The organism is uncultured Algibacter sp. (assembly GCF_947495925.1).
In the GTDB taxonomy this organism is placed as follows: domain Bacteria; phylum Bacteroidota; class Bacteroidia; order Flavobacteriales; family Flavobacteriaceae; genus Algibacter_E.
This window is the reverse complement of record NZ_CANMAU010000001.1, coordinates 423613-443505: the sequence shown is the minus strand read 5'-3', so window position 1 is coordinate 443505 and position 19893 is coordinate 423613. Positions and strand designations below refer to the sequence as shown.

21 protein-coding genes are annotated in these 19893 nt (G+C 34.0%); 4 read left to right on the top strand and 17 right to left on the bottom strand.

Annotated features, from left to right (window positions below):
- Nucleotides 1-26: 26 nt before the first annotated feature.
- Together Q0857_RS02010 and Q0857_RS02005 are read left to right on the top strand one after the other, a co-directional pair.
- Nucleotides 27-1466, top strand: a complete 1440-nt coding sequence (locus Q0857_RS02010) for a DUF5689 domain-containing protein (protein WP_298531378.1) — start codon at nt 27-29, stop codon at nt 1464-1466.
- 198 nt (nt 1467-1664) lie between these two features.
- On the top strand, nt 1665-1886 hold the full coding sequence (locus Q0857_RS02005; RefSeq protein ID WP_298531375.1) for a hypothetical protein: 222 nt from the start codon (nt 1665-1667) through the stop codon (nt 1884-1886).
- A gap of 18 nt (nt 1887-1904) precedes the next feature.
- On the opposite strand, the gene Q0857_RS02000 is transcribed toward Q0857_RS02005, so the two are convergent.
- The gene (locus tag Q0857_RS02000) at nt 1905-2873 is read right to left on the bottom strand and encodes an endonuclease (protein ID WP_298531372.1); all 969 of its coding nucleotides are present in this window, start codon (nt 2871-2873) and stop codon (nt 1905-1907) included.
- A 91-nt stretch (nt 2874-2964) separates the two neighbouring features.
- Here Q0857_RS02000 and hflX point away from each other — a divergent pair, with 91 nt between their 5' ends.
- Together hflX and Q0857_RS01990 are read left to right on the top strand one after the other, a co-directional pair.
- Nucleotides 2965-4158, top strand: coding sequence for a GTPase HflX (hflX, locus tag Q0857_RS01995; RefSeq protein WP_298531367.1), 1194 nt, complete (start codon nt 2965-2967; stop codon nt 4156-4158).
- A gap of 15 nt (nt 4159-4173) precedes the next feature.
- Nucleotides 4174-6432 carry a transglycosylase domain-containing protein gene (locus tag Q0857_RS01990; protein WP_298531364.1) on the top strand — a complete coding sequence of 753 codons (2259 nt, stop codon included), beginning with the start codon at nt 4174-4176 and terminating at the stop codon, nt 6430-6432.
- A 53-nt stretch (nt 6433-6485) separates the two neighbouring features.
- Here Q0857_RS01990 and Q0857_RS01985 read toward each other — a convergent pair whose 3' ends face one another.
- The 16 genes from Q0857_RS01985 to Q0857_RS01910 form a co-directional block, all read right to left on the bottom strand.
- Complete coding sequence (locus Q0857_RS01985; protein WP_298531361.1) at nt 6486-7313, bottom strand: DUF3078 domain-containing protein; 828 nt, start codon at nt 7311-7313, stop codon at nt 6486-6488.
- Nucleotides 7314-7484: 171 nt separating this feature from the next.
- Nucleotides 7485-8411, bottom strand: a complete 927-nt coding sequence (locus Q0857_RS01980; RefSeq protein ID WP_298531358.1) for a DUF3078 domain-containing protein — start codon at nt 8409-8411, stop codon at nt 7485-7487.
- Nucleotides 8412-8539: 128 nt separating this feature from the next.
- Nucleotides 8540-9046, bottom strand: a complete 507-nt coding sequence (locus Q0857_RS01975; RefSeq protein ID WP_298531355.1) for a DUF2480 family protein — start codon at nt 9044-9046, stop codon at nt 8540-8542.
- Nucleotide 9047: 1 nt separating this feature from the next.
- On the bottom strand, nt 9048-9620 hold the full coding sequence (locus Q0857_RS01970) for a trans-aconitate 2-methyltransferase (protein ID WP_298531352.1): 573 nt from the start codon (nt 9618-9620) through the stop codon (nt 9048-9050).
- Nucleotides 9621-9666: 46 nt separating this feature from the next.
- On the bottom strand, nt 9667-9990 hold the full coding sequence (locus tag Q0857_RS01965) for an SUF system Fe-S cluster assembly protein (RefSeq protein WP_298531349.1): 324 nt from the start codon (nt 9988-9990) through the stop codon (nt 9667-9669).
- 1 nt (nt 9991) lies between these two features.
- Complete coding sequence (locus tag Q0857_RS01960) at nt 9992-10414, bottom strand: SufE family protein (RefSeq protein ID WP_298531346.1); 423 nt, start codon at nt 10412-10414, stop codon at nt 9992-9994.
- 40 nt (nt 10415-10454) lie between these two features.
- Nucleotides 10455-10934, bottom strand: a complete 480-nt coding sequence (locus Q0857_RS01955; RefSeq protein WP_298531343.1) for a hypothetical protein — start codon at nt 10932-10934, stop codon at nt 10455-10457.
- A 43-nt stretch (nt 10935-10977) separates the two neighbouring features.
- Nucleotides 10978-12192, bottom strand: a complete 1215-nt coding sequence (locus Q0857_RS01950; RefSeq protein ID WP_298531340.1) for an aminotransferase class V-fold PLP-dependent enzyme — start codon at nt 12190-12192, stop codon at nt 10978-10980.
- An 87-nt stretch (nt 12193-12279) separates the two neighbouring features.
- Nucleotides 12280-13593 carry a Fe-S cluster assembly protein SufD gene (gene sufD / locus Q0857_RS01945; protein WP_298531335.1) on the bottom strand — a complete coding sequence of 438 codons (1314 nt, stop codon included), beginning with the start codon at nt 13591-13593 and terminating at the stop codon, nt 12280-12282.
- A gap of 13 nt (nt 13594-13606) precedes the next feature.
- Nucleotides 13607-14359, bottom strand: a complete 753-nt coding sequence (gene sufC / locus Q0857_RS01940) for a Fe-S cluster assembly ATPase SufC (RefSeq protein WP_298531332.1) — start codon at nt 14357-14359, stop codon at nt 13607-13609.
- A gap of 1 nt (nt 14360) precedes the next feature.
- Entirely contained in the window at nt 14361-14759 is a 399-nt protein-coding gene (locus Q0857_RS01935; RefSeq protein WP_298531330.1) for a hypothetical protein, read from the bottom strand.
- Nucleotides 14760-14769: 10 nt separating this feature from the next.
- Nucleotides 14770-16218, bottom strand: coding sequence for a Fe-S cluster assembly protein SufB (gene sufB / locus Q0857_RS01930; protein ID WP_298531327.1), 1449 nt, complete (start codon nt 16216-16218; stop codon nt 14770-14772).
- A gap of 15 nt (nt 16219-16233) precedes the next feature.
- Nucleotides 16234-16563, bottom strand: a complete 330-nt coding sequence (locus Q0857_RS01925) for an iron-sulfur cluster assembly accessory protein (RefSeq protein WP_298531325.1) — start codon at nt 16561-16563, stop codon at nt 16234-16236.
- A gap of 136 nt (nt 16564-16699) precedes the next feature.
- Nucleotides 16700-17767, bottom strand: a complete 1068-nt coding sequence (locus Q0857_RS01920; protein ID WP_367278049.1) for a cytochrome-c peroxidase — start codon at nt 17765-17767, stop codon at nt 16700-16702.
- Between the two features lie 3 nt (nt 17768-17770).
- Nucleotides 17771-18541 carry an MbnP family protein gene (locus Q0857_RS01915; protein WP_298531323.1) on the bottom strand — a complete coding sequence of 257 codons (771 nt, stop codon included), beginning with the start codon at nt 18539-18541 and terminating at the stop codon, nt 17771-17773.
- Between the two features lie 2 nt (nt 18542-18543).
- A complete protein-coding gene (locus Q0857_RS01910; RefSeq protein WP_298531321.1) occupies nt 18544-19881 on the bottom strand; it encodes a hypothetical protein in 1338 nt (445 codons plus the stop codon).
- Nucleotides 19882-19893 lie beyond the last annotated feature (12 nt).

Below are 19893 nucleotides of genomic sequence, written 5' to 3'. Positions count from 1 at the left end.
GCTAGTCAAATAAAAATGGAGTCAATATGCGAAAAACATATAAAATAAAAGTATGGGTTAATTTTATAATTATTATCCTTTTGGCGACGTCATGTGTTAAGAATGATGATTATGAGGTGCCAGATATAACCTTTAAAGAACTTGAAATTCCTCCGGAAAGTATAACAACTTTTAAAGCTATAAAATCCCTTTACGATCAGGCTTTAATTGACGGGAATACAACCGTAATTATTGATGACGCACCAAGTTTATATATTGAAGCTTACGTAGTATCAACAGATAAGTTTGGGAATTTTTTTGAAGAATTAATCATTCAGAATAAAACAGATGATAGTAATCCTGATAACGATCCAAGGCTGGGGTTTAAAATAGATATTAATGCCAGTAACCTTTCTGATACTTATCAGTTTGGTCAAAAAGTTTATGTTAAAATAAATGGGCTTACTATTGGTGAAGCTAGTGGAGTGATTACTATTGGAAAGGGCAATGGAGTCCAAGTAGAGCAAATTCAGGAGTCGGAGTATAAAGATATTGTTATTAGAAGTAATGAAGTTGTTGAGATCATACCAAAAATTGTGGCTTTACAAGATTTAACACCTCTTGATGAAAATACATTAATTCAGCTTCAAAATATGCAACTGAATAGATTTGAATTGGGGGCGACTTTTGCCAGTGAATCTTTTGATGAGTTTGATGGTCTTAGGTTATTGGAAAGTTGTGATTCGGGTATTTCTATGATTATGCAAACCAGTACTTTTTCCGACTTTAAATCCTTAGTTGTGCCGCAAAATAAAGGAAGCATAACTGGCGTATTTAGCAGAGACTTTCGTGATAATTTTAATGTATTAGTTATTAATAGTTCTACCAATGTTGTTTTTGAAGATAGTGAGCGTTGTGACCCAGTGGAATTTAATTGCGGTATTGCTGCTGTTACTGGGGCTAACAATTTACTATTTGAAGATTTTGAGCCTCAAAAAAACAACAAGCCCATCGCTATTGATGGTTGGACTAATTTTATTGAAACTGGTTCTGAAGCATGGGAAGGGTATTCTTCCTCCTCCTCAAATGCTTCTTTGGGTAGGTCGGCTAGATTTCAATCGTCGAGCTCCGGAGATATAAGTAACATAGGATGGCTTATTACACCACCCATAAATTTGGATACTCAAGATGGAGAGACACTTCGTTTTAAAACTTCCAATAGTTTAGCAGACAGTAGTTTTATGGAAGTTTTGTTCTCTCTTGATTGGGATGGCAACGAAGAAACCGTTAGATCGGCAACCTGGGGTGTAATATCTTCGGCTTATGTTGTAAAAGACACAGATTCTTTTGCCGAATGGTTTAATTCAGGAATTATTGATTTATCGTGCGAAACAGGAACGATTTATATTGCATTTAAATATACAGGTAGTGGTCAATCTTCTTTTGATGGCGTTTATGAGTTGGACGAAATAAGTATTGATTATTAAGAGTAATTTTGATTAATTAGTCTGAGTTGCTACATTAGCCAAATGACTAGTTTCGATAATTTTTTCTTTCATTTTTTAGCACATTATAAATCAAAAAAGAATAAAAAAGCTCAAAGTATAGCCACTTTCTATATTACGTTTTTACAAAGCAGTTTGTTATTGCTTCTAGGGGTTTTTTTTGCTAGGTTTTTCAAACAAATGCACGTAGATACCATGTCACCTACAAAAGCGTGGACCTTGTTTGCTCTAACCGTAGTCTTTCTATATTTTAAAAATTGGATGCAGTATGGCGGCAAGAAACTTAAAGTTAGAGGTGCCAAAATGCTTAAAAACAAAAAGCTGAATTATAATATTTGGATGCTCTGGTTTGTTCCATTCATTATTCTGGGTTTGGCGTATATAGTCTTTCAAGCGACCTAAATTATTTTATAAATTCTTCTATTTTTTTAAAATAGCATACACTGGAAAATGATCGCTATAGCCGCCCTTATACTTTTTGCCAACATAGGTTCTAAATGGCGCGCCTTTAAAAGGGCCTTTAAAGAGTTTTAAGAAGTCTTCATCAAAGATGTTAGCTTTAAAGAATTCAAATTGATTATCTGAACTCTTAAAAAAATTGGTGGAAATTAAAACTTGGTCAAATAAAAACCATTGGCGCCTATGTTTTACAGAACCTCTATTGTAGGCACGTAAAGTTTCAAACGGATTATAAATGCCGAAATTATCAACTAAGTTTTTAATGCTTTTACTATGCGGGTCATCATTAAAATCACCTATAACTATAATCTTAGCGTCAACGTTATCCGATTTTAAATTTGAAATAATTTCACCAACCTGATGAGATGATGCCATACGTTTAGGTTCGGTTTCTTTTTCACCTTCTCGTCTAGAAGACCAATGATTAACAACTACATGAACTTCTTGGCTATCTAATAAACCAGAAACTAATAAAATATCCCTAGTATAATCAGCCGATCCGTCCTCATCGGTTAATTCAATTGTAAATGGTTCAGAAGTTAATACTTTAAAAACATTTTTATCATACAATAGCGCGACATCAATACCGCGTTCATCTAACGAATCAAAGTGCACAAAACCATAATTGTAATCTTCCAAATGTTTTGAGCGCAATAAATCTTCAATCACTTTAGCATTTTCAACTTCTGCTAATCCAACCAATGCTGGGTGTTTACCCGTTTCTCGTCTACCAATATTCGAGATGGCATAGCTTAGTTTTCTAAGTTTATTGCCGTAACGTTTTGGCGTCCATTTTTTAACCGATGTCGGTAAAAAATCGTTATCGTTGGTGTGTCGGTTGTTTTTTAAATCGAATAAATTCTCAAGATTATAAAATGCAATAGTTTGCATGTCTTGGCGTACAGGAATATCTTCAAAGGGTTCTGTCATAAATCAAAAATAGGTCTAAAATTATAAATATTAAAATGCTAGCAATTGTGTAACTTTGCACATATTTATATTTGAGATTTAAAAGAACAATGTGGGTTTAGAAAAAGCAGTTTTAATAGGAGTAATTACCAAGGATCAGGACGAAGTTAAGTCTAAAGAGTATTTAGATGAGCTTGAGTTTTTAACCTTTACAGCTGGCGGGTATGCGGTGAAACGTTTTACTCAAAAAATGGACATGCCTAACCCAAAAACTTTTATAGGAACGGGTAAGATGGAAGATGTCCGTCAGTATATCAATGAGCATCATATTGATACGGCTATTTTTGATGATGAATTGTCTGCAGCCCAAGAACGAAACATAAGTAAAATTCTTGATGTAAAGGTTTTAGACAGAACCAATTTAATACTCGATATTTTTGCGCAACGTGCCCAAACCAGTTATGCTAGAACACAGGTTGAATTGGCACAATGTGAATATTTATTGCCAAGATTAAGAGGTATGTGGACCCACCTGGAACGCCAAAAAGGGGGAATAGGAATGCGCGGACCTGGTGAAACAGAAATTGAAACAGATAGGCGTATTGTACGTGATAAAATAGCGCTCCTAAAAAAGCGTATTAAAACTATCGATAAGCAAATGGCTGTGCAGCGCGGTAACCGTGGAAAAATGGTAAGAGTGGCGCTAGTAGGGTATACTAATGTTGGGAAATCTACATTAATGAATGTTATAAGTAAAAGTGAAGTGTTTGCTGAAAACAAATTGTTTGCCACTTTAGATACAACGGTGAGAAAAGTTGTGATACAGAATCTTCCTTTTTTATTGTCTGATACGGTTGGATTTATAAGGAAATTACCTACCCAATTGGTAGATAGTTTTAAAAGCACTTTAGATGAGGTAACCGAGGCCGATTTGTTGCTTCATGTAGTAGATATATCGCATCCTAATTTTGAAGAGCATATAGCATCTGTTGAGAAAATTTTAGGCGAAATAAAGAGCGGTGATAAACCCACTATAATGGTGTTTAACAAAATAGATGCTTATCAACAAGAATATATTGATGATGATGATTTGGAAACTGAGCGCACACCAAGGCATTATTCACTGGAAGAATGGAAAGGCACTTGGATGAGCAAAGTTGGTAACAATGCTCTATTTATTTCTGCACTTAATAAACAAAATTTGGAAGATTTTAAGAAGCGTGTTTATGCGGAGGTCAGAGAAATTCATGTTACACGATTTCCTTATAATCACTTTCTTTATCCTGATTTAGAATCGGATAGTTAATCGACTTTCTGTTTTATGATTAATAAATTTTCTGGCATACTTAGAGCTAAATGGTTGAAATGGTTGTTGGTTGCTGTGGCCTCTGTGTTGTTGTTTTTTGTTGGTTTGTATTTTAGTATTTACCTAGGTTTTTTTGGTAAGTTGCCAACCGTTGAGCGTTTAAGTTCTATTAAACAGGATCAAGCCACAGAAGTTTTAGATAAAGACGGTGCTTTAATTGGGAAATATTACGTTTACGATAGGCAGCCTTTAGTATTTGAAGATTTTCCAGAGCATTTAATTGATGCCTTGGTAGCTACCGAAGATGTTCGCTTTTATGATCACGACGGTATTGATAATGTAAGTCTGCTTAGAGTGTTTGTAAAAAGTATCTTATTACAGGATAGATCCGCAGGAGGGGGAAGTACCATTACCTTGCAGTTGGCTAAAAATTTGTTTGGCAGACAAAATTTCTACTTGTTTAGTACGGTCATTAATAAGTTTAAAGAATCTATAGTAGCTACAAGAATTGAAGAAATCTATTCCAAGAATGAAATTCTAACCCTATATTTAAATACGGTTCCTTTTTCAGATAACACCTATGGTATAGAAAGTGCCTCTAGAAAGTTTTTTAATAAGCCAGCATCAGACTTGTCCATAAGTGAAGCAGCAACATTAATTGGTACTCTTAAAGCGAATAGTTTTTACAATCCGCGAAGGAATCCTGAAAACTGTAGGAAGAGAAGGAATGTCGTATTTCAACAAATGGCTAAATATAATTATTTAAATGAAAACGTTCTTGACACTTTGGTAGATCAAGATTTGATATTGAATTATCGCTCGTTTAACCATGATGTAGGTGTGGCACCTTATTTTAGAGAAGCGGTTAAGCAGGAATTGGCCGTAATTCTGGATTCTATTAAATCTCCTGATGGGAAATCATATAATTTATATAAAGATGGATTAGTTGTACATACCACCTTAGATTATAAGATGCAGGAATTAGCAGAATCTGCCATGCAAGAACATATGTCGAAATTACAGAATGCTTTTGAAACATCTTATGGTAAGTCGGCGCCCTGGTTGAAAAATAATAAGTTGATTACCTTAGTTTATGAAAACTCACCTCAATATAAATCGTATAAAACCAAAGGTTTATCTAATAAACAAATAGAAGATTCTCTAAATGTAAAAAGGGATGTTAGTTTGTTCAGTTGGAAAGGTGATACTATTAAAAGTATAACCGTAAAAGATAGTATTAAACATTGTTTGAAATTTTTAAATACTGGGATGTTAGCGGTTGATCCGTCTACAGGTGCAGTGCGAACTTATATTGGAGGCATAGATTATCGGTTTTTTAAATACGATCATGTATCACAAAGTAAAAGGCAGGTGGGATCAACTTTCAAGCCTTTTGTTTATACGGCAGCTATTGAAAATGGCATGGATCCATGTACTTATTTTTCTTTGGCTGAAGTCACATATACTAATTACAATAACTGGACACCATCAAATTCTGGAAGTAGTAAGGATGATCAGTATGTTAACTATAATTTAGAAAAAGCACTTAGTAATTCTGTAAATACTGTCGCTGTTAAGGTTTTAAACAAGGTAGGTATACCAAAGGTTTTAGAGCAAGCTAAAAAATTAGGATTATCTGACCAGCTACCTAATGAGCCATCTTTAGCTTTGGGTGTAGCCGAAATAGGTTTAAAAGGAGTTGCAGGTGCTTACACTAGCTATGTAAATAAAGGGAAGCCAGTAAAACCGTTCTACATTACTAAGATTGAAGACAGAAATGGCAACCTAATTGTAGAATTTAAGTCTAAGGTTGCCAAAGAACCTGCATATAACGATCATACTCGGCAAGTTTTATTAGAAATGATGAAATCTACAGTGAATTCTGGTACTGCCACGAGACTTCGAAGTACTTATAATCTTAAAAATGATATTGCAGGTAAAACAGGAACCACTCAAGATAATAAAGATGGTTGGTTTGTTGGTATTACTCCAAAATTAGTTACGGTTACTTGGGTTGGGAATGATAATCATAGTATTGGCTTTAAAACTACAGGTTTGGGGCAAGGTGCAAATTCTGCATTACCAGTTTTTGCAAAGTTTTATCAAAAATTAAATGCTGATTCTGAGTTTAATACGATTACTAATGCTCGATTTGAAAAACCATCAGAACAGGTGCTTATGGATTTGAATTGTTCTCCTGAAAAGAAAGACACCTTTCTAAAGCGTTTATTCAGTAAAAAGAAGAAAACAAAAAAGTTTAAAGGAAATAAATGATGAGTATAAAAAAAGCACTTCTTTTGAAGTGCTTTTTTTATAAGTCTAAAGGTTTACAAATTAACATTTATGCCAAGACCAAATACCTCCCTAACTTGAAACCCTCTAAAGGCATTATCGTCATAAACGGTTTGAAAGGTTAAATTGGTTGAGAAAACTTCATTGATTTTCATAACCAAGTTCATCGTATAATCAATATCAACATTCTTAGGTTTGTTTAAATAATTGGAATATAAGTTTATAATATTCTCCATGGATATATTTTCCATAATATTGAATTTGTAATAGCCACGTATGTTAAGACCAAATTCATACAAATGTGATTTTCCTGCAGGAACACCATAAGTTTCAACATCATTACTTGATTCGTAAAATACATTGTTGCTATCATCATCATTTATAGTAAATATTTCATCTTTTATAAAGGTGAATTTTGACGATAGTGGAGCAAAGTTTACATTTAAAGTATTGCTTTTTTTCCATAAGAAACCTGGTCCAAAAGTCCAATATGCTGGTTTGAAAAAACCTGAAGTGGGAAAATCTTCATTATTACCTGCAAAATCTTCATTATAATTAAATCCATTACTGAATTGTGTTCTGAAGTTCATGAAAAATGAAAAATTCCAGTATTTCTTTTTCATAGCTCTTCCTAAAACTGTATTTAGTTCTAGTCTGTCATCGGTTTTACGCGTGCCATCATCATCATTAATGGTTACACCATAGCTTGCCAAAATTTTGCTGTCCCAAGACCAAGGTCCCTTGTCATAATTAAAATCATAATTTAAGGAGGCATTACCAGCCAAATTCTTATCTCCTCCAGGTTGCCAGTTAGAAAAAGCAGATTGGTTTATTAAAAAGGTTATTTTTCCATCGGTATTCAAGCCATCGGGAATAGTATCTGTAGATTTTGTATTGTCTTGAGCATGAGTGTTTTCAATAATGAAACAATGTTAGAATTAGTAAAAGCTTAAATTTCATTTGTGATATAATTTAAAGTGATTTAAAAAAGCGCCTTAAAAAAGCGCTTTATTAATGTTTTATAAATCTTGGTTTTAGAATTTATAGCTAATGCCTGCTGTATAAAATGATTGTAATTTATTGTCTACATCATCAAATCCAGTCGCTGTTGGTGGGTCTTGAGCTAAAGCAAAATTAAGAGCCTCTTGCTTGTTGCTTCTAAGTCCAAAATCGAAACCAATACCAATACCTTTCCAGATTGTATAACCTAAAGAGTTTGTCCAAGTCCAGTTTGATAAATCACTACTTTCATAACTTTGAAATGCTGAAAGGTTTGATTTAATATTTAAATCACCAATCTTTTTGTTATAGTCTACCATGATTTTAGCACCTAATGAAGATTCAAAAATAAGATCATCATCAGCAAAAACAAAATTGTAGTTTAAAGGGTGAATAACAACAACTAAATCAGTTATTGGTGTCCAAGTCATACCAACACCTAAATCTAAATATCCAGGATTGTTAAAGTTATCTAATAGCGTTGTTCTGTATTCCATTAAAGCAGAAACGGCCCATGTTTTAGATATATTTCTACCGTAAAGGGATGAAATATTAAAAACATCTGTAGTTGGAACAAACCCAGCTTCATCTGTTGGGTCATCCCTGTCATCCAGTTTTACCCAGTTTAAATTTGTGGTTAATGCATTTCTCCAAAAGAATTTTGGTTGAATTAAGTTCGCGTTGGCGTTTACCGTAAAACCAATACTTCCGGCATCATTATTTGGAGAGCCTTGAGCATACCAATTGTTGAAACTAGAAAAACTTCCTCCAATAGTACCAAAAGCACTTAAATGCCAGCCAGGTAAGGCATCAATTTGGGCCTGTATAGCTTCTACCTCTTTTGTGGCAGCATCAGCTTCAGCTTGCTTTTCGGCTTTTTGAGCTTCTAATTCTTCCTTAGTTTGTGCATTCATTGAAATGATTCCAATGAATAATGTCATGATTAATAGCGTTTTTTTCATTTTTTTGATATTTAATAAAATGCGCTCAAAGATAAGTTTAATTTTAAGTTGAAAGAATTATCAACGTTAAAAAAGTGATTTTTGATGAGATCTAAAACACAATGTAAATGACTCAAGAATATGAAAAATCACTTATTTTTATATAGTGGTACTGAAGAGCAGGCTTCGCCATACATAATAGATTTTGCTATAGGCTTAAGCTTATTGGCTAAAAATATATAAGCGTTTTGAGGTACTGGTTTATTCGAGCAACCTTTTATTATAATAGGCTTTCCTTGGTGTTCTGAAAAATCCAGATTGTTGATGATATCTTGATAAATAGAAGTCTCCAATTGTTCTAAATTACCAACAATTACTTTTTTTGCGTGGGGTTCTAGATTAATACTTAAAAGCATGTAAGCCCAACCAGGTATAATAGCATCAGTACTGCATGTTAATGCTATATAATAATCTTGATATTGAGCCCAATCGAATTCAGAAACTTGAGTTCTAAAATCTTTTTCGCGAAGTACAAAGCCTTCGTAAAGCCAATCTTTGATATCGAACAGAACACGTTTTCCTTGAGGATAAAAATCTTCAAGGTCGATAGTAACTAGTTTGCTATTTGCAACGCGATTAATAATTTCGTCTGCCATTTTATTTTTTCTTTCCAATTAATAAAATTGAATCCTCTTTGTCAAATTCAGTATAAAAATCTAAAAAGAGAATTTCAAAACTAGGGTCGTAAAACTTAAATAGATCCTCCTTTTCATGATAATTTACAAAAAGGCCTTTGAAAATTTCGGAGCCTTCTCCTTTCCAAAAGGAATGACAAATTATACCCTCAGCGTTTAAAATATCACTTTGTTTTTTAATGGATTTAACTAATTCTTCATCAGTTAAATGATGCATGACTTTATTGGAATAGATGCAATCAAATTTTAAATTGGTATTTAAACTAACAGCATCTAAATTCAGGAATTCACCATTTGGAAATTTGGAAGTTAAATGGTTTAAAAATTCTTTTGAATTGTCAGAACCTACAACCTTGTTATTCCGTCGTTTAAGAATTTCCCAGTCACTACCTGGACCCGAACCAATTTCTAAAATACTTGAGTTTAAAGAGAGAAATGGTTTTAGTTTTTCTATAAGCTCAGCTCCATTAACGTCTTTTGCCAATTTAATATATTCCTTAACGGACACTTCTGTCTTGTAATATCCATTACTCATAATTATAACTATAAGGTAGAATCTAAAAAATTAAAGCTAGATAATGTTAGAGCATTCCTAACTCTAGCTTAGCCTCTTCACTCATTAATTCTTGTGTCCAAGGTGGATCGAAAGTAATTTCAACTTCTGCATCTTTCACTTCATCTAATGATTTTACTTTTTCCTCAACTTCTAAGGGTAAAGTTTCTGCTACAGGACAATTAGGTGTTGTTAGGGTCATTAAGATTTTTACATCAGAATCTTCATTAACAAAAACATCGTAAATTAAACCTAATTCGTAGATGTCTACAGGGATTTCAGGATCGTAAATCGTTTTTAACACGTTTACAATTTTTTCTCCTAAATCTATAGTATTTAATTCTTCACTCATTTTAACTTAACTGTGTTTGATATGCTATAGCATACATTTTTAATTGTTTCACCATACTTACTAAGCCATTAGCCCTAGTAGGCGATAAATGCTCTTTTAAACCGATTTGATCGATAAAATCTGTTTCCGCATTAATGATGTCTTTTGGATGCTGGTTTGAAAAAGATCTTATTAAAATAGCTATAATGCCTTTGGTAATTATGGCATCACTATCAGCAGTAAAAACTATTTTATCATCCTTCATTTCGGCATGAACCCATACTTTACTTTGGCAACCTTTTATAATATTGCTGTCTGTTTTGTATTGGTCGTTAATTAAGGGTAAATCTTTCCCTAAATCAATCATATATTGGTAGCGTTCTTCCCAGTCATCGAACATTGAGAATTCGTCTATTATTTCGTTTTGGATGTCTTCAATACTCACAATTACAAATTTTTAAACAAAAATACAACAACAAAAGTTGCTATTCAATATTTTCAGAAATTGATAAGATTTCTTTAACTAAAGCCGCAATTTCCTTTGGAGGGTTGCCATGGTCAAAACCTTGCGTTTCATAGGTCTTTTCGCTTGAAACAACTTTTAACCGGGTCAATGGAGCTCCGTCAAATTGGAAGTCTTTACTTGGAGGTTTAAACTCAGCAATTTGTTCCAAATTAACGGTTTTTAAAAGTGATATAAGGTTATTCCAGTTTTCCAGAGTACATGAAAAGTTCTTAAGCTTACCGCCTCTTTTCTTAGTTTGAAGAATTTTACTTTTTGTAATAATAATTTTTTGATAATACCCCCTTGTGGAAGCTTTATATTCAAATGATATAGGCTGCTCTTGCGTTATAACGCGTGTTGTTTCAATATTTGTAACAACGGCGTCAGACTTTGATTTATTGAAACAGCCACATGAGGTGAATAGAAAAATATTCCAGAATAGGATGACTGCTAATTTCATAATGATCATTTTGTGTTAGATGTACAAAAAGAATGCCTAAAAATTAAGACAGCATCATTTTTGCCTTTTTTACACCTGCTACTAGAGCGTCAATCTCGTCTTTGGTGTTGTAAAAAGCAAACGATGCTCTTATTGTACCCGGGATTTTATAAAAATCCATGATGGGTTGCGCGCAATGGTGACCTGTTCTAACGGCAATACCAAGTTTATCTAAAATAGTACCAACATCGTAGGGGTGAATGCCTTCTAAATTAAAAGAAATTACCGATGTTTTATGCTTAGAATTGCCGTAAATTTTTAGTCCTTCAATTTCTAGAAGTTTATCCGTAGCGTATTCTAAAAGTTCATTTTCAAAGGCGGCAATATTTTCAAACCCTATCGAGTTCATATAATCTATTGCTGCTCCAAACACAATACCACCTGCAATGTTTGGGGTACCGGCTTCAAACTTATGCGGTAAATCTGCATAGGTAGTTTTTTCAAACGTCACTTCAGCGATCATTTCACCACCGCCTTGATAAGGGGGTAATTTTTTTAACCATTCTTCTTTACCGTACAACATACCAACTCCTGTTGGACCACACATTTTATGAGCTGAGGCTACATAGAAATCAACATCTAATTTTTGAACATCTGGTTTAATATGTGGGCTTGATTGTGCGCCATCAATTAAAACGGCTGCCCCAACATTATGCGCCCGTTTGATAATGTCTTCTATAGGGTTTATTGTGCCTAATGCATTTGAAATATGATTAACAAATACGAGTTTGGTGTTTTCTGAAAGTAAATCAGCGTATGCAGACATTACTAATTCTCCTTCCTCATTCATTGGGATAACCTTAAGGTTTGCTCCCGTGCGCTCGCACAGCATTTGCCAGGGTACTATATTTGAATGATGCTCTAAAGCTGAAACCATAATATCATCTCCTTTTTTTAAGAGTGATGAAAATCCATTAGCAACAAGGTTAATGCCATGAGTAGTCCCAGAAGTATAAATAATTTCATGGGAAAATTTAGCATTAAAATGTGTTTGTATTTTATGGCGAGCTTGTTCGTACAAATCTGTAGCTTCCTGGCTTAAAGTATGTACGCCTCTGTGGATATTGGCATTGTAATTCGAATAGTAGTCAACAATGGCATCAATAACCTGTTGAGGAGTTTGTGATGTTGCGGCATTATCAAAATACACTAAGGGTTTACCATTTACTTGTCTAGAAAGAATGGGAAAGTCTTTTCGTACGTCTTCTACATTAAACATAGCAGATAATTTAGCCCCGATAGTAGCGGCATCCTTTTTTTTTCTAAAAAAGATATAGCGGATAGCGGGAAATGGCTTCTAATATTTTTATAAATCAAACCCGATATCCACACCTAGTTTATTAGCAATAATTTTGTTAATACGCTGCTTTATTTCAGGAATCTTTACCGAGCTTAATACATTATTACTAAAGGCATACATTAATAGAGCTTTGGCTTCTTTTTTAGGAATACCACGCGATTGCATGTAAAATAGGGCGCTTTCATCAAGTTGACCTATAGTACAACCGTGAGAACATTTTACATCGTCAGCAAAAATTTCTAATTGCGGTTTGGTATTTATAGCGGCCTTGTCACTAACCAAAATATTATTGTTGGACTGAAATGCATTTGTTTTCTGAGCTTCTTTTTCAACAATGATTTTACCATTGAATACCCCCGTGGAATTGTCTCCAAAAATACCTTTATAATCTTGATGACTCTCACAATTTGGTTCGATATGATGTACTAATGTGTTATGGTCTACATGTTCCTTATCACTCAAAATTGTAACACCCTTTAAAATAGAATCGATACGTTCTCCTTCTTGGTAGAAGTTAAGGTTATTTCGAATTAATTTACCTCCAAAAGCAAACGTATGCACCGATGCGATGCTTTCTCGTTGTTGTTTAATAAACGTATTGTCTATTAATGAGGCACTAGAGGTATCGTTTTGGATTTTATAATAATCAACAATAGCTCGTTTTTTAGCAAAAACCTCAGTAAGGCTATTGGTTAAAACAGGGTTGTCTGTTAAGTTTTGATGACGTTCTATTATTTGAACATGGCTATTCTCTTCTACTACAATCAAATTACGTGGTTGTAGTAAAGATGCCGATTCATTTCCTGTTGAAAAATGAATGACTTGAATAGGCTTATCTGCAATTTTGTTTTTAGGAATATGGATATAAGCTCCTTCACTTGAAAATGCCGTGTTTAAAGATGAAAGACTGTCTTTTGATGCTGCTTTATTAAAATAATTTTCAATAATTAAACGGTATTTTGGTTTATTTAGAGCCGCAGACATTAAGCATACATCTATCCCATCATGCGTTGTTTCAGAAAGGTGCGATGAGTATTTACCATCAATAAATATGATTTTATATGAATCAATATCATGAATGAAATACTTTTTAACATCCTTATAATCTAGAGCGTTTTCTTGTTTAGGAAAAACACTGTAATCTTCTTTTAATATTTTATTTAAAGAGGTGTATTTCCAGGCTTCTTCTTTTTTAGATGGAAAGCCTTTTTCTTCGAATACTTTTATTGCTTCAGATCTTACATCATGTACATAGCTGTCCAGGTCAACTTTATTTTCAAAGGCTAAAAATGATGAAACTAATTTTTCTTTTAAATCCATTCGTTGCTTGATATTAAGCGTTCACTTCTTCTTTAATCCAGTCGTAACCTTTTTCTTCAAGTTCATGCGCTAACTCTTTAGTGCCGGACTTAACGATCTTACCGTTGTATAAAACATGAACGAAATCAGGAACGATATAATCAAGTAAACGTTGATAGTGTGTAATCACAACAACCGCGTTATCTTCACTTCTAAGTTTATTAACACCATTTGCAACTATACGAAGGGCGTCAATATCAAGACCAGAATCTGTTTCATCTAAAATAGCTAATTTAGGTTCTAACATGGCCATTTGAAAAATCTCATTACGTTTCTTTTCACCTCCCGAAAACCCTTCGTTTAAAGACCTCGAAAGGAATTTTCTGTCGATTTCTAATAATTCAGATTTTTCTCGAATTAACTTAAGCATATCTTTAGCCGGCATATCTTCCAAGCCTTTTGCTTTTCTAGATTCGTTGATAGCTGTTTTCATGAAGTTAGTAACAGAAACACCAGGGATTTCAACTGGGTATTGAAAGGATAAAAATACACCTTTATGAGCGCGTTCTTCTGCAGCTAATTCTTCGATATCTTCACCGTCAAACTCAATGTTTCCTTCTGTTACCTCGTAATCTTCTTTACCCGCTATAACTGAAGCCAAGGTGCTTTTTCCAGAGCCATTAGGTCCCATGATAGCATGAACTTCTCCTGGTTTCACTTCAAGGTTAATACCTTTAAGAATACTTTTGTCTTCAACACTTGCGTGTAAGTTATCTATTTTTAACATACTATTCTTTTCCTAATTTTACAACGTTGTTTTCTTCTTTCGAGACTGGTTTTACACTAAGTATTTCTACAATCTCTACTTTGTTTTCCCAAAGAATTTTGTCATTCTTTTGGTTTGTGATTTTTCCTTTTATTTCAACTTGAACCATATCTGTAGGTTCTGTTTTAAAAGTTTCGGCTTTTTTGTTTAGCTCCTGCATCTTCTCAGTAACTAAAACACCATAAATTTCGTTAGCTGTTTGTAAAACAGCTGCTCCATCATAATACACAAAATTACCTTTCAAAAGTGTTGCTTCTTCAGTTACTTCAGCCTCTATTAATTGAGCGTCTTTTGATTTGGTTTCATTCTTACAGCTATAAATTACTGTCAATATTAATGCAATAAATAATACTTTTTTCATTTGAGATATTTTAACCTACACTACCTTCTAAACTAATTTCTAATAATTTCTGAGCTTCAACTGCAAACTCCATTGGAAGTTTATTAAGCACTTCTTTGCTAAATCCATTTACTATTAATGCTATAGCTTTTTCAGTATCTATGCCGCGTTGGTTACAATAGAAAATTTGGTCTTCACCAATTTTACTAGTGGTGGCTTCGTGTTCAATTTTGGCTGATTTATTTTTAGCTTCAATATATGGGAAGGTATGTGCTCCACATTCATTACCCATGAGTAAACTATCACATTGCGAAAAATTACGTGCGTTTTCTGCTCGAGAACTTACTTGCACTAAACCACGGTAACTGTTTTGAGATTTACCTGCTGAAATTCCTTTTGATATGATAGTAGACTTAGTGTTCTTTCCTAAATGAATCATTTTCGTACCCGTATCAGCCTGTTGGTAATTATTAGTTACTGCGATAGAATAAAACTCGCCCACAGAATTATCACCTTTAAGAACACAACTAGGGTATTTCCAAGTCACCGCGGAACCTGTTTCAACTTGAGTCCATGAGATTTTTGCGTTTTTCTCGCAGAGACCACGCTTTGTTACAAAGTTAAAAACACCACCTTTACCTTCAGCGTTTCCTGGATACCAATTTTGTACTGTTGAATATTTTATTTCTGCGTCATCAAGAGCAATGAGTTCAACAACGGCAGCATGCAATTGGTTTTCATCTCTACTTGGAGCCGTACAACCTTCAAGGTAACTCACATAACTTCCCTCGTCTGCAATAACAAGTGTTCTTTCAAACTGCCCTGTTCCTGCTTGATTAATTCTGAAGTATGTAGAGAGTTCCATTGGGCATTTAACACCTTTTGGGATATAACAGAAAGATCCATCACTAAATACAGCAGAATTCAGTGCTGCATAAAAGTTGTCTTTTTGTGGGACTACGGTTCCTAAATATTTTTTAACAAGTTCTGGGTGCTCTTTAATAGCTTCTGAGATACTCATAAAAATGATACCTTTTTCTCCTAGTGTTTTTTTGAAGGTTGTAGCCACAGAAACTGAATCCACAACTACATCCATAGCAACACCTGCCAATTTTTTTTGTTCATCAAGAGAAATGCCTAGCTTCTCGAACGTGGCTAGTAGTTCAGGATCGACTTCATCAATACTATCGTATTTAGGTTTGCTGTTTGGAGCGGAGTAATAAGATATACCTTGAAAATCTGGTTTCTCGTAATGAACATTAGCCCATTCTGGCTCAACCATATCTTTCCACACACGAAATGCTTCAAGTCTCCAATCTGTCATCCATTGCGGCTCTTCTTTCTTCTGAGAAATAGCACGTACAATATCTTCATTTAATCCATTAGGAAATGTATCTGACTCTATATCGGTATAAAACCCATACTCGTATTCTTTGGTTTTTAGCTCTTCGCGTAAATCATCCTCGGTATACTTCGACATAATTCGTTTTAATTTTTAAAGTGAAAATGATTCGCCACAACCGCAAGTTCGGTTTGCATTAGGATTATTAAAAACGAACCCCGTTCCGTTTAATCCACCAGAATATTCTAAAGTGGTTCCTATCAGGTATAAAAAGCTTTTTTTATCTACAATGATTTTCACCCCATTGTCTTCAAAAACTTTGTCTTCTTTTTGATGTTCTTTGTCAAATTTTAAATCATAAGATAATCCAGAGCATCCGCCACTTTTAACACCTACGCGAACATAGTCTGTTGTAGCATTAAAACCATCTTCGGTCATAAGCTCAACCACTTTCTTCTTAGCTGTTTCAGAGACTTTTATCATATTATTTCTTTTTTTTTAAATTTAGTTGTGAATTAATTTTGTTTTTATTAAGACAGTTTCTAAATAGACCACAAATATACAATTTAAGTCACCGATTACCATATAACCTAACATTATATTAATATATAGTTTTTTGTTATTGGTTATTAAATGCAGGATTACTTATAAATTCGTAATCAGAAAGGGCTAGTAAAAAAGCTTTTAAATCGGCCTTATCCTGTGCTGTTAAACTGACACCGCCTTGAGCCACCTTTTTCATTAAGGGGTCAATGGTTGATGAGTTTTTTAAGCCTTTGCTATAATGATTAATAACCTCTTCTAGAGTTGTGAATCTGCCATCGTGCATGTAGGGCGCTGTAAATGCTAAATTACGTAACGAAGGTGATTTGAATTTACCATTATCGGCAGGGTCGCCGGTGATTAATCCTAGACCTAAATCAGAGAAGGTTTCATCTAGTCCATTATTGTGAAATATTTGGTCTGTCCAGAGGGGGTTTTTATCACTTCCGTGACAATGAAAACAGTCGCCCCGGGTTTCATCCATAAAAACGTTAAAACCATTAAGTTCTTGGGGGCTGAGCTCGACTTCACCTAAAAGATACTTGTCGAATTTTGAATTTGATGAAATTAAGGTGCGTTCAAATTGTGCTATGGCTTTAGTTACTAACGTAGAATCTATTATTGAGGTTCCAAACGCCTGTTGAAATAATTTGGGATATTCTTGGTGTTGCTGTAATTTTTGCTCTACTTGATTCCAGGTGCTTTTCATTTCAGCGGGGTCAGTAACAGGAACAAAGGCTTGGTGTTCGAGACTGAAGGTATTGCCGTCCCAAAAGAATTTTTCGTCATAATTCCAAGCTAAATTAAAAAGCGGCATGGAATTCCGGTTTCCTAAACTTCCATCTATACCTTCACTAAATCGATTAGAGTCTGAAAAAGCATTTTCTGCAGCATGACAATCTGCGCAAGCTAGGGAATTATCTTGCGATAAAATAGGATCAAAAAACAATTTCTTGCCCAGCAAAACTCCTTCTGTGGTTTGAGGGTTGTTAACTGGAATTATAGGGGCTAAAATATTGTTTTCAAATAATTCCGGAATATTTAAAGGGCTTGGTGTAGGGATATAAGGGGTTTCATCTTTATTAGAGCAAGCTATATTACTAGAAATGAAAAAGATACTTATATAAAATTTCCAAGTCTTCAAAATTTATGGATTTATAGATTTTAATTTAAAAACGCTTTGGCCGTTTTCAAACATTAATATTTGTGCATCGAAATTAGGCATAAGCATATTGTTTAAAATGTTTAAGTCCCAAGTTTTAGGGTTTTTAAACCATTCAGCAATATTCATATTAATGTTGAGTTGTGTGTCGTTCGAAATAGTGATTTCTCCTAAGTTAACTTCAAAAAAAGTGTCTTTAAAAACTGGGGTTGTACCTGAATTGTCTATCGCTCGAATAGCATGATAGGCATATCCTGTCTCGGTTTCTGTGTTGTCAATAAACTTCCCTTCAAGCTGCATGTAATGGTAGCCACCGCCTAACATAGTGGGAACAAACCATGAAGCGGAATTCAAATCTTGGTAGTTATTATTGTAATTGTCTTCATTATTAAAACCAAAAATAAAAGAAACTTTGTTGTAAGTGCCAGTTGGAATGGTATTAGTTGGAGTGAAAGATAAATTTGAGTTATTGGTTACATCAACTAAATTATAGCCATTTAAGGTGAATTTTTCACCAAGGGTGTTTTCTAAGCTTATTCGTGATATTAAATATCTAAGTTTAGTAATACTAAGTTCTTCTCCATTTTCATTTATAAATTGTACTGTGTTAAAACCCATATTTGTAACTGGAGTATTATTCCAGGAATGATTAAAATTTAGCGTGATATTGGCTTGTGTTACCTTATCATCTTTATCTTCACTACAAGAATAGAATGAGATAAAGCATATAAAAGTAAAAGTGAGTGCTTTTATCATTTTTATTTTGTTTTAATAATTAACAAATCTGAAAACCCTTTGTTAGTAGATATATCTCCGTCATTGCTACTGGATTCTCCAATAGTAATTATGCTTTTATCGTTAAGCTCTATGGCATCGTATGCGAAATCAATATTTGAGCCACCAATTGTTTTGTGCCAAAGTAGGGTTCCTTCAGGATTAATTTTTAATAACCAAGCATCGTTTTGTCCTTTGTTTTCCGAAAGGTCACCATCTAAACTTCTGGAGCTTCCAGATATTAAAAAATTACCATCCTGAGTTTTTGAAATAGAACGGCCAGCATCAAAACTAACACCTCCGTAATTTTGCTCCCAAATTAAATCACCTTCGGGCGACATTTTAATTAACCATAAATCAGCAGCTCCATTATTACTACTAACGTCAAAATCATTACTTCTTGTATCTCCAACAATTAAATAATTACCATCACCAGAATCACAGATGGCATGAGCTTCATCAATTTGAGAGCCGCCAAACGATTTTTCCCAAAGCAGCATTCCCGTTTCTGATATATTAATTACCCAAAAATCGTAGGAGCCTTTATTGTCCTGTATATCGACATCCTCACTATCAGATGATCCTATTAAGATATACCCCTTATCTTTGGTTTGAATCACATCAAAAGGGGTGTCTGTAAAAGTACCCCCGAAAAATTTGCTCCATTGTTTTTCTCCAGAATTACTAAGTTTTATTGCCCAATAGTCGCCGCCAGCATGACGTTTAGTGCCTGTTGCCTTGCTATTGCCTTGACCATTTGATGCCGAAACATCTAAAACTCCAGTAATTAAAAACCCATTGTCCTGAGTTTGGATGATAGCATTACCATTATCTGCTCCTAAAAAACCAAATGACTTTTTCCATAATATATCGCCAGAGACATTAAGTTTACAGACCCAAAAATCATTAGCGCCATTGTTTTCTGTTAAATCTCTGTCATTACTTTTACTATAGCCAATGAGGGCATATCCATTATCATTGGTTTGTATAAAATGAGCACCTCTGTCATCATCGCTTCCTCCATATGTGCGTTGCCACTCAAGATTATGATTTTTATCAAACTTTAATAACCAATAATCAAACGAATTGTCGGGTTTGTTAATTAGATCCCCATCGTTACTTTGGGCGTAACCTAATATGGCATAACCTTCATCATTAGTATTGATTATGGATTCGCCTCTTTCATTTAATGAACCTCCTAAGGTTTTTACAAAGTCAATATTTAGTGTAGGAGTATTTGGCTTTCCAATGGGTTCTGTTTTTGAACAGGAAAAAGCAATTAAGAGGATGAATGAAAGGATTAATGGGGTATTATTCAGCATAAAAGGGGAGTG

What these genes read in the sequence shown, in the direction of transcription:
- Q0857_RS02010 (WP_298531378.1), top strand. Translation starts at nt 27, where the DNA reads ATGCGAAAAACATATAAAATAAAAGTATGGGTTAATTTTATAATTATT.
- Q0857_RS01955 (WP_298531343.1), bottom strand. Translation starts at nt 10,934, where the DNA reads ATGAAATTAGCAGTCATCCTATTCTGGAATATTTTTCTATTCACCTCA.
- Q0857_RS01915 (WP_298531323.1), bottom strand. Translation starts at nt 18,541, where the DNA reads ATGATAAAAGCACTCACTTTTACTTTTATATGCTTTATCTCATTCTAT.
- Q0857_RS01965 (WP_298531349.1), bottom strand. Translation starts at nt 9,990, where the DNA reads ATGAGTGAAGAATTAAATACTATAGATTTAGGAGAAAAAATTGTAAAC.
- Q0857_RS01950 (WP_298531340.1), bottom strand. Translation starts at nt 12,192, where the DNA reads ATGTTTAATGTAGAAGACGTACGAAAAGACTTTCCCATTCTTTCTAGA.
- Q0857_RS01975 (WP_298531355.1), bottom strand. Translation starts at nt 9,046, where the DNA reads ATGGCAGACGAAATTATTAATCGCGTTGCAAATAGCAAACTAGTTACT.
- Q0857_RS01970 (WP_298531352.1), bottom strand. Translation starts at nt 9,620, where the DNA reads ATGAGTAATGGATATTACAAGACAGAAGTGTCCGTTAAGGAATATATT.
- Q0857_RS01935 (WP_298531330.1), bottom strand. Translation starts at nt 14,759, where the DNA reads ATGAAAAAAGTATTATTTATTGCATTAATATTGACAGTAATTTATAGC.
- Q0857_RS02000 (WP_298531372.1), bottom strand. Translation starts at nt 2,873, where the DNA reads ATGACAGAACCCTTTGAAGATATTCCTGTACGCCAAGACATGCAAACT.
- sufC (WP_298531332.1), bottom strand. Translation starts at nt 14,359, where the DNA reads ATGTTAAAAATAGATAACTTACACGCAAGTGTTGAAGACAAAAGTATT.
- Q0857_RS01980 (WP_298531358.1), bottom strand. Translation starts at nt 8,411, where the DNA reads ATGAAAAAAACGCTATTAATCATGACATTATTCATTGGAATCATTTCA.
- sufB (WP_298531327.1), bottom strand. Translation starts at nt 16,218, where the DNA reads ATGTCGAAGTATACCGAGGATGATTTACGCGAAGAGCTAAAAACCAAA.
- Q0857_RS01990 (WP_298531364.1), top strand. Translation starts at nt 4,174, where the DNA reads ATGATTAATAAATTTTCTGGCATACTTAGAGCTAAATGGTTGAAATGG.
- Q0857_RS02005 (WP_298531375.1), top strand. Translation starts at nt 1,665, where the DNA reads ATGCACGTAGATACCATGTCACCTACAAAAGCGTGGACCTTGTTTGCT.
- sufD (WP_298531335.1), bottom strand. Translation starts at nt 13,593, where the DNA reads ATGGATTTAAAAGAAAAATTAGTTTCATCATTTTTAGCCTTTGAAAAT.
- Q0857_RS01925 (WP_298531325.1), bottom strand. Translation starts at nt 16,563, where the DNA reads ATGATAAAAGTCTCTGAAACAGCTAAGAAGAAAGTGGTTGAGCTTATG.
- Q0857_RS01910 (WP_298531321.1), bottom strand. Translation starts at nt 19,881, where the DNA reads ATGCTGAATAATACCCCATTAATCCTTTCATTCATCCTCTTAATTGCT.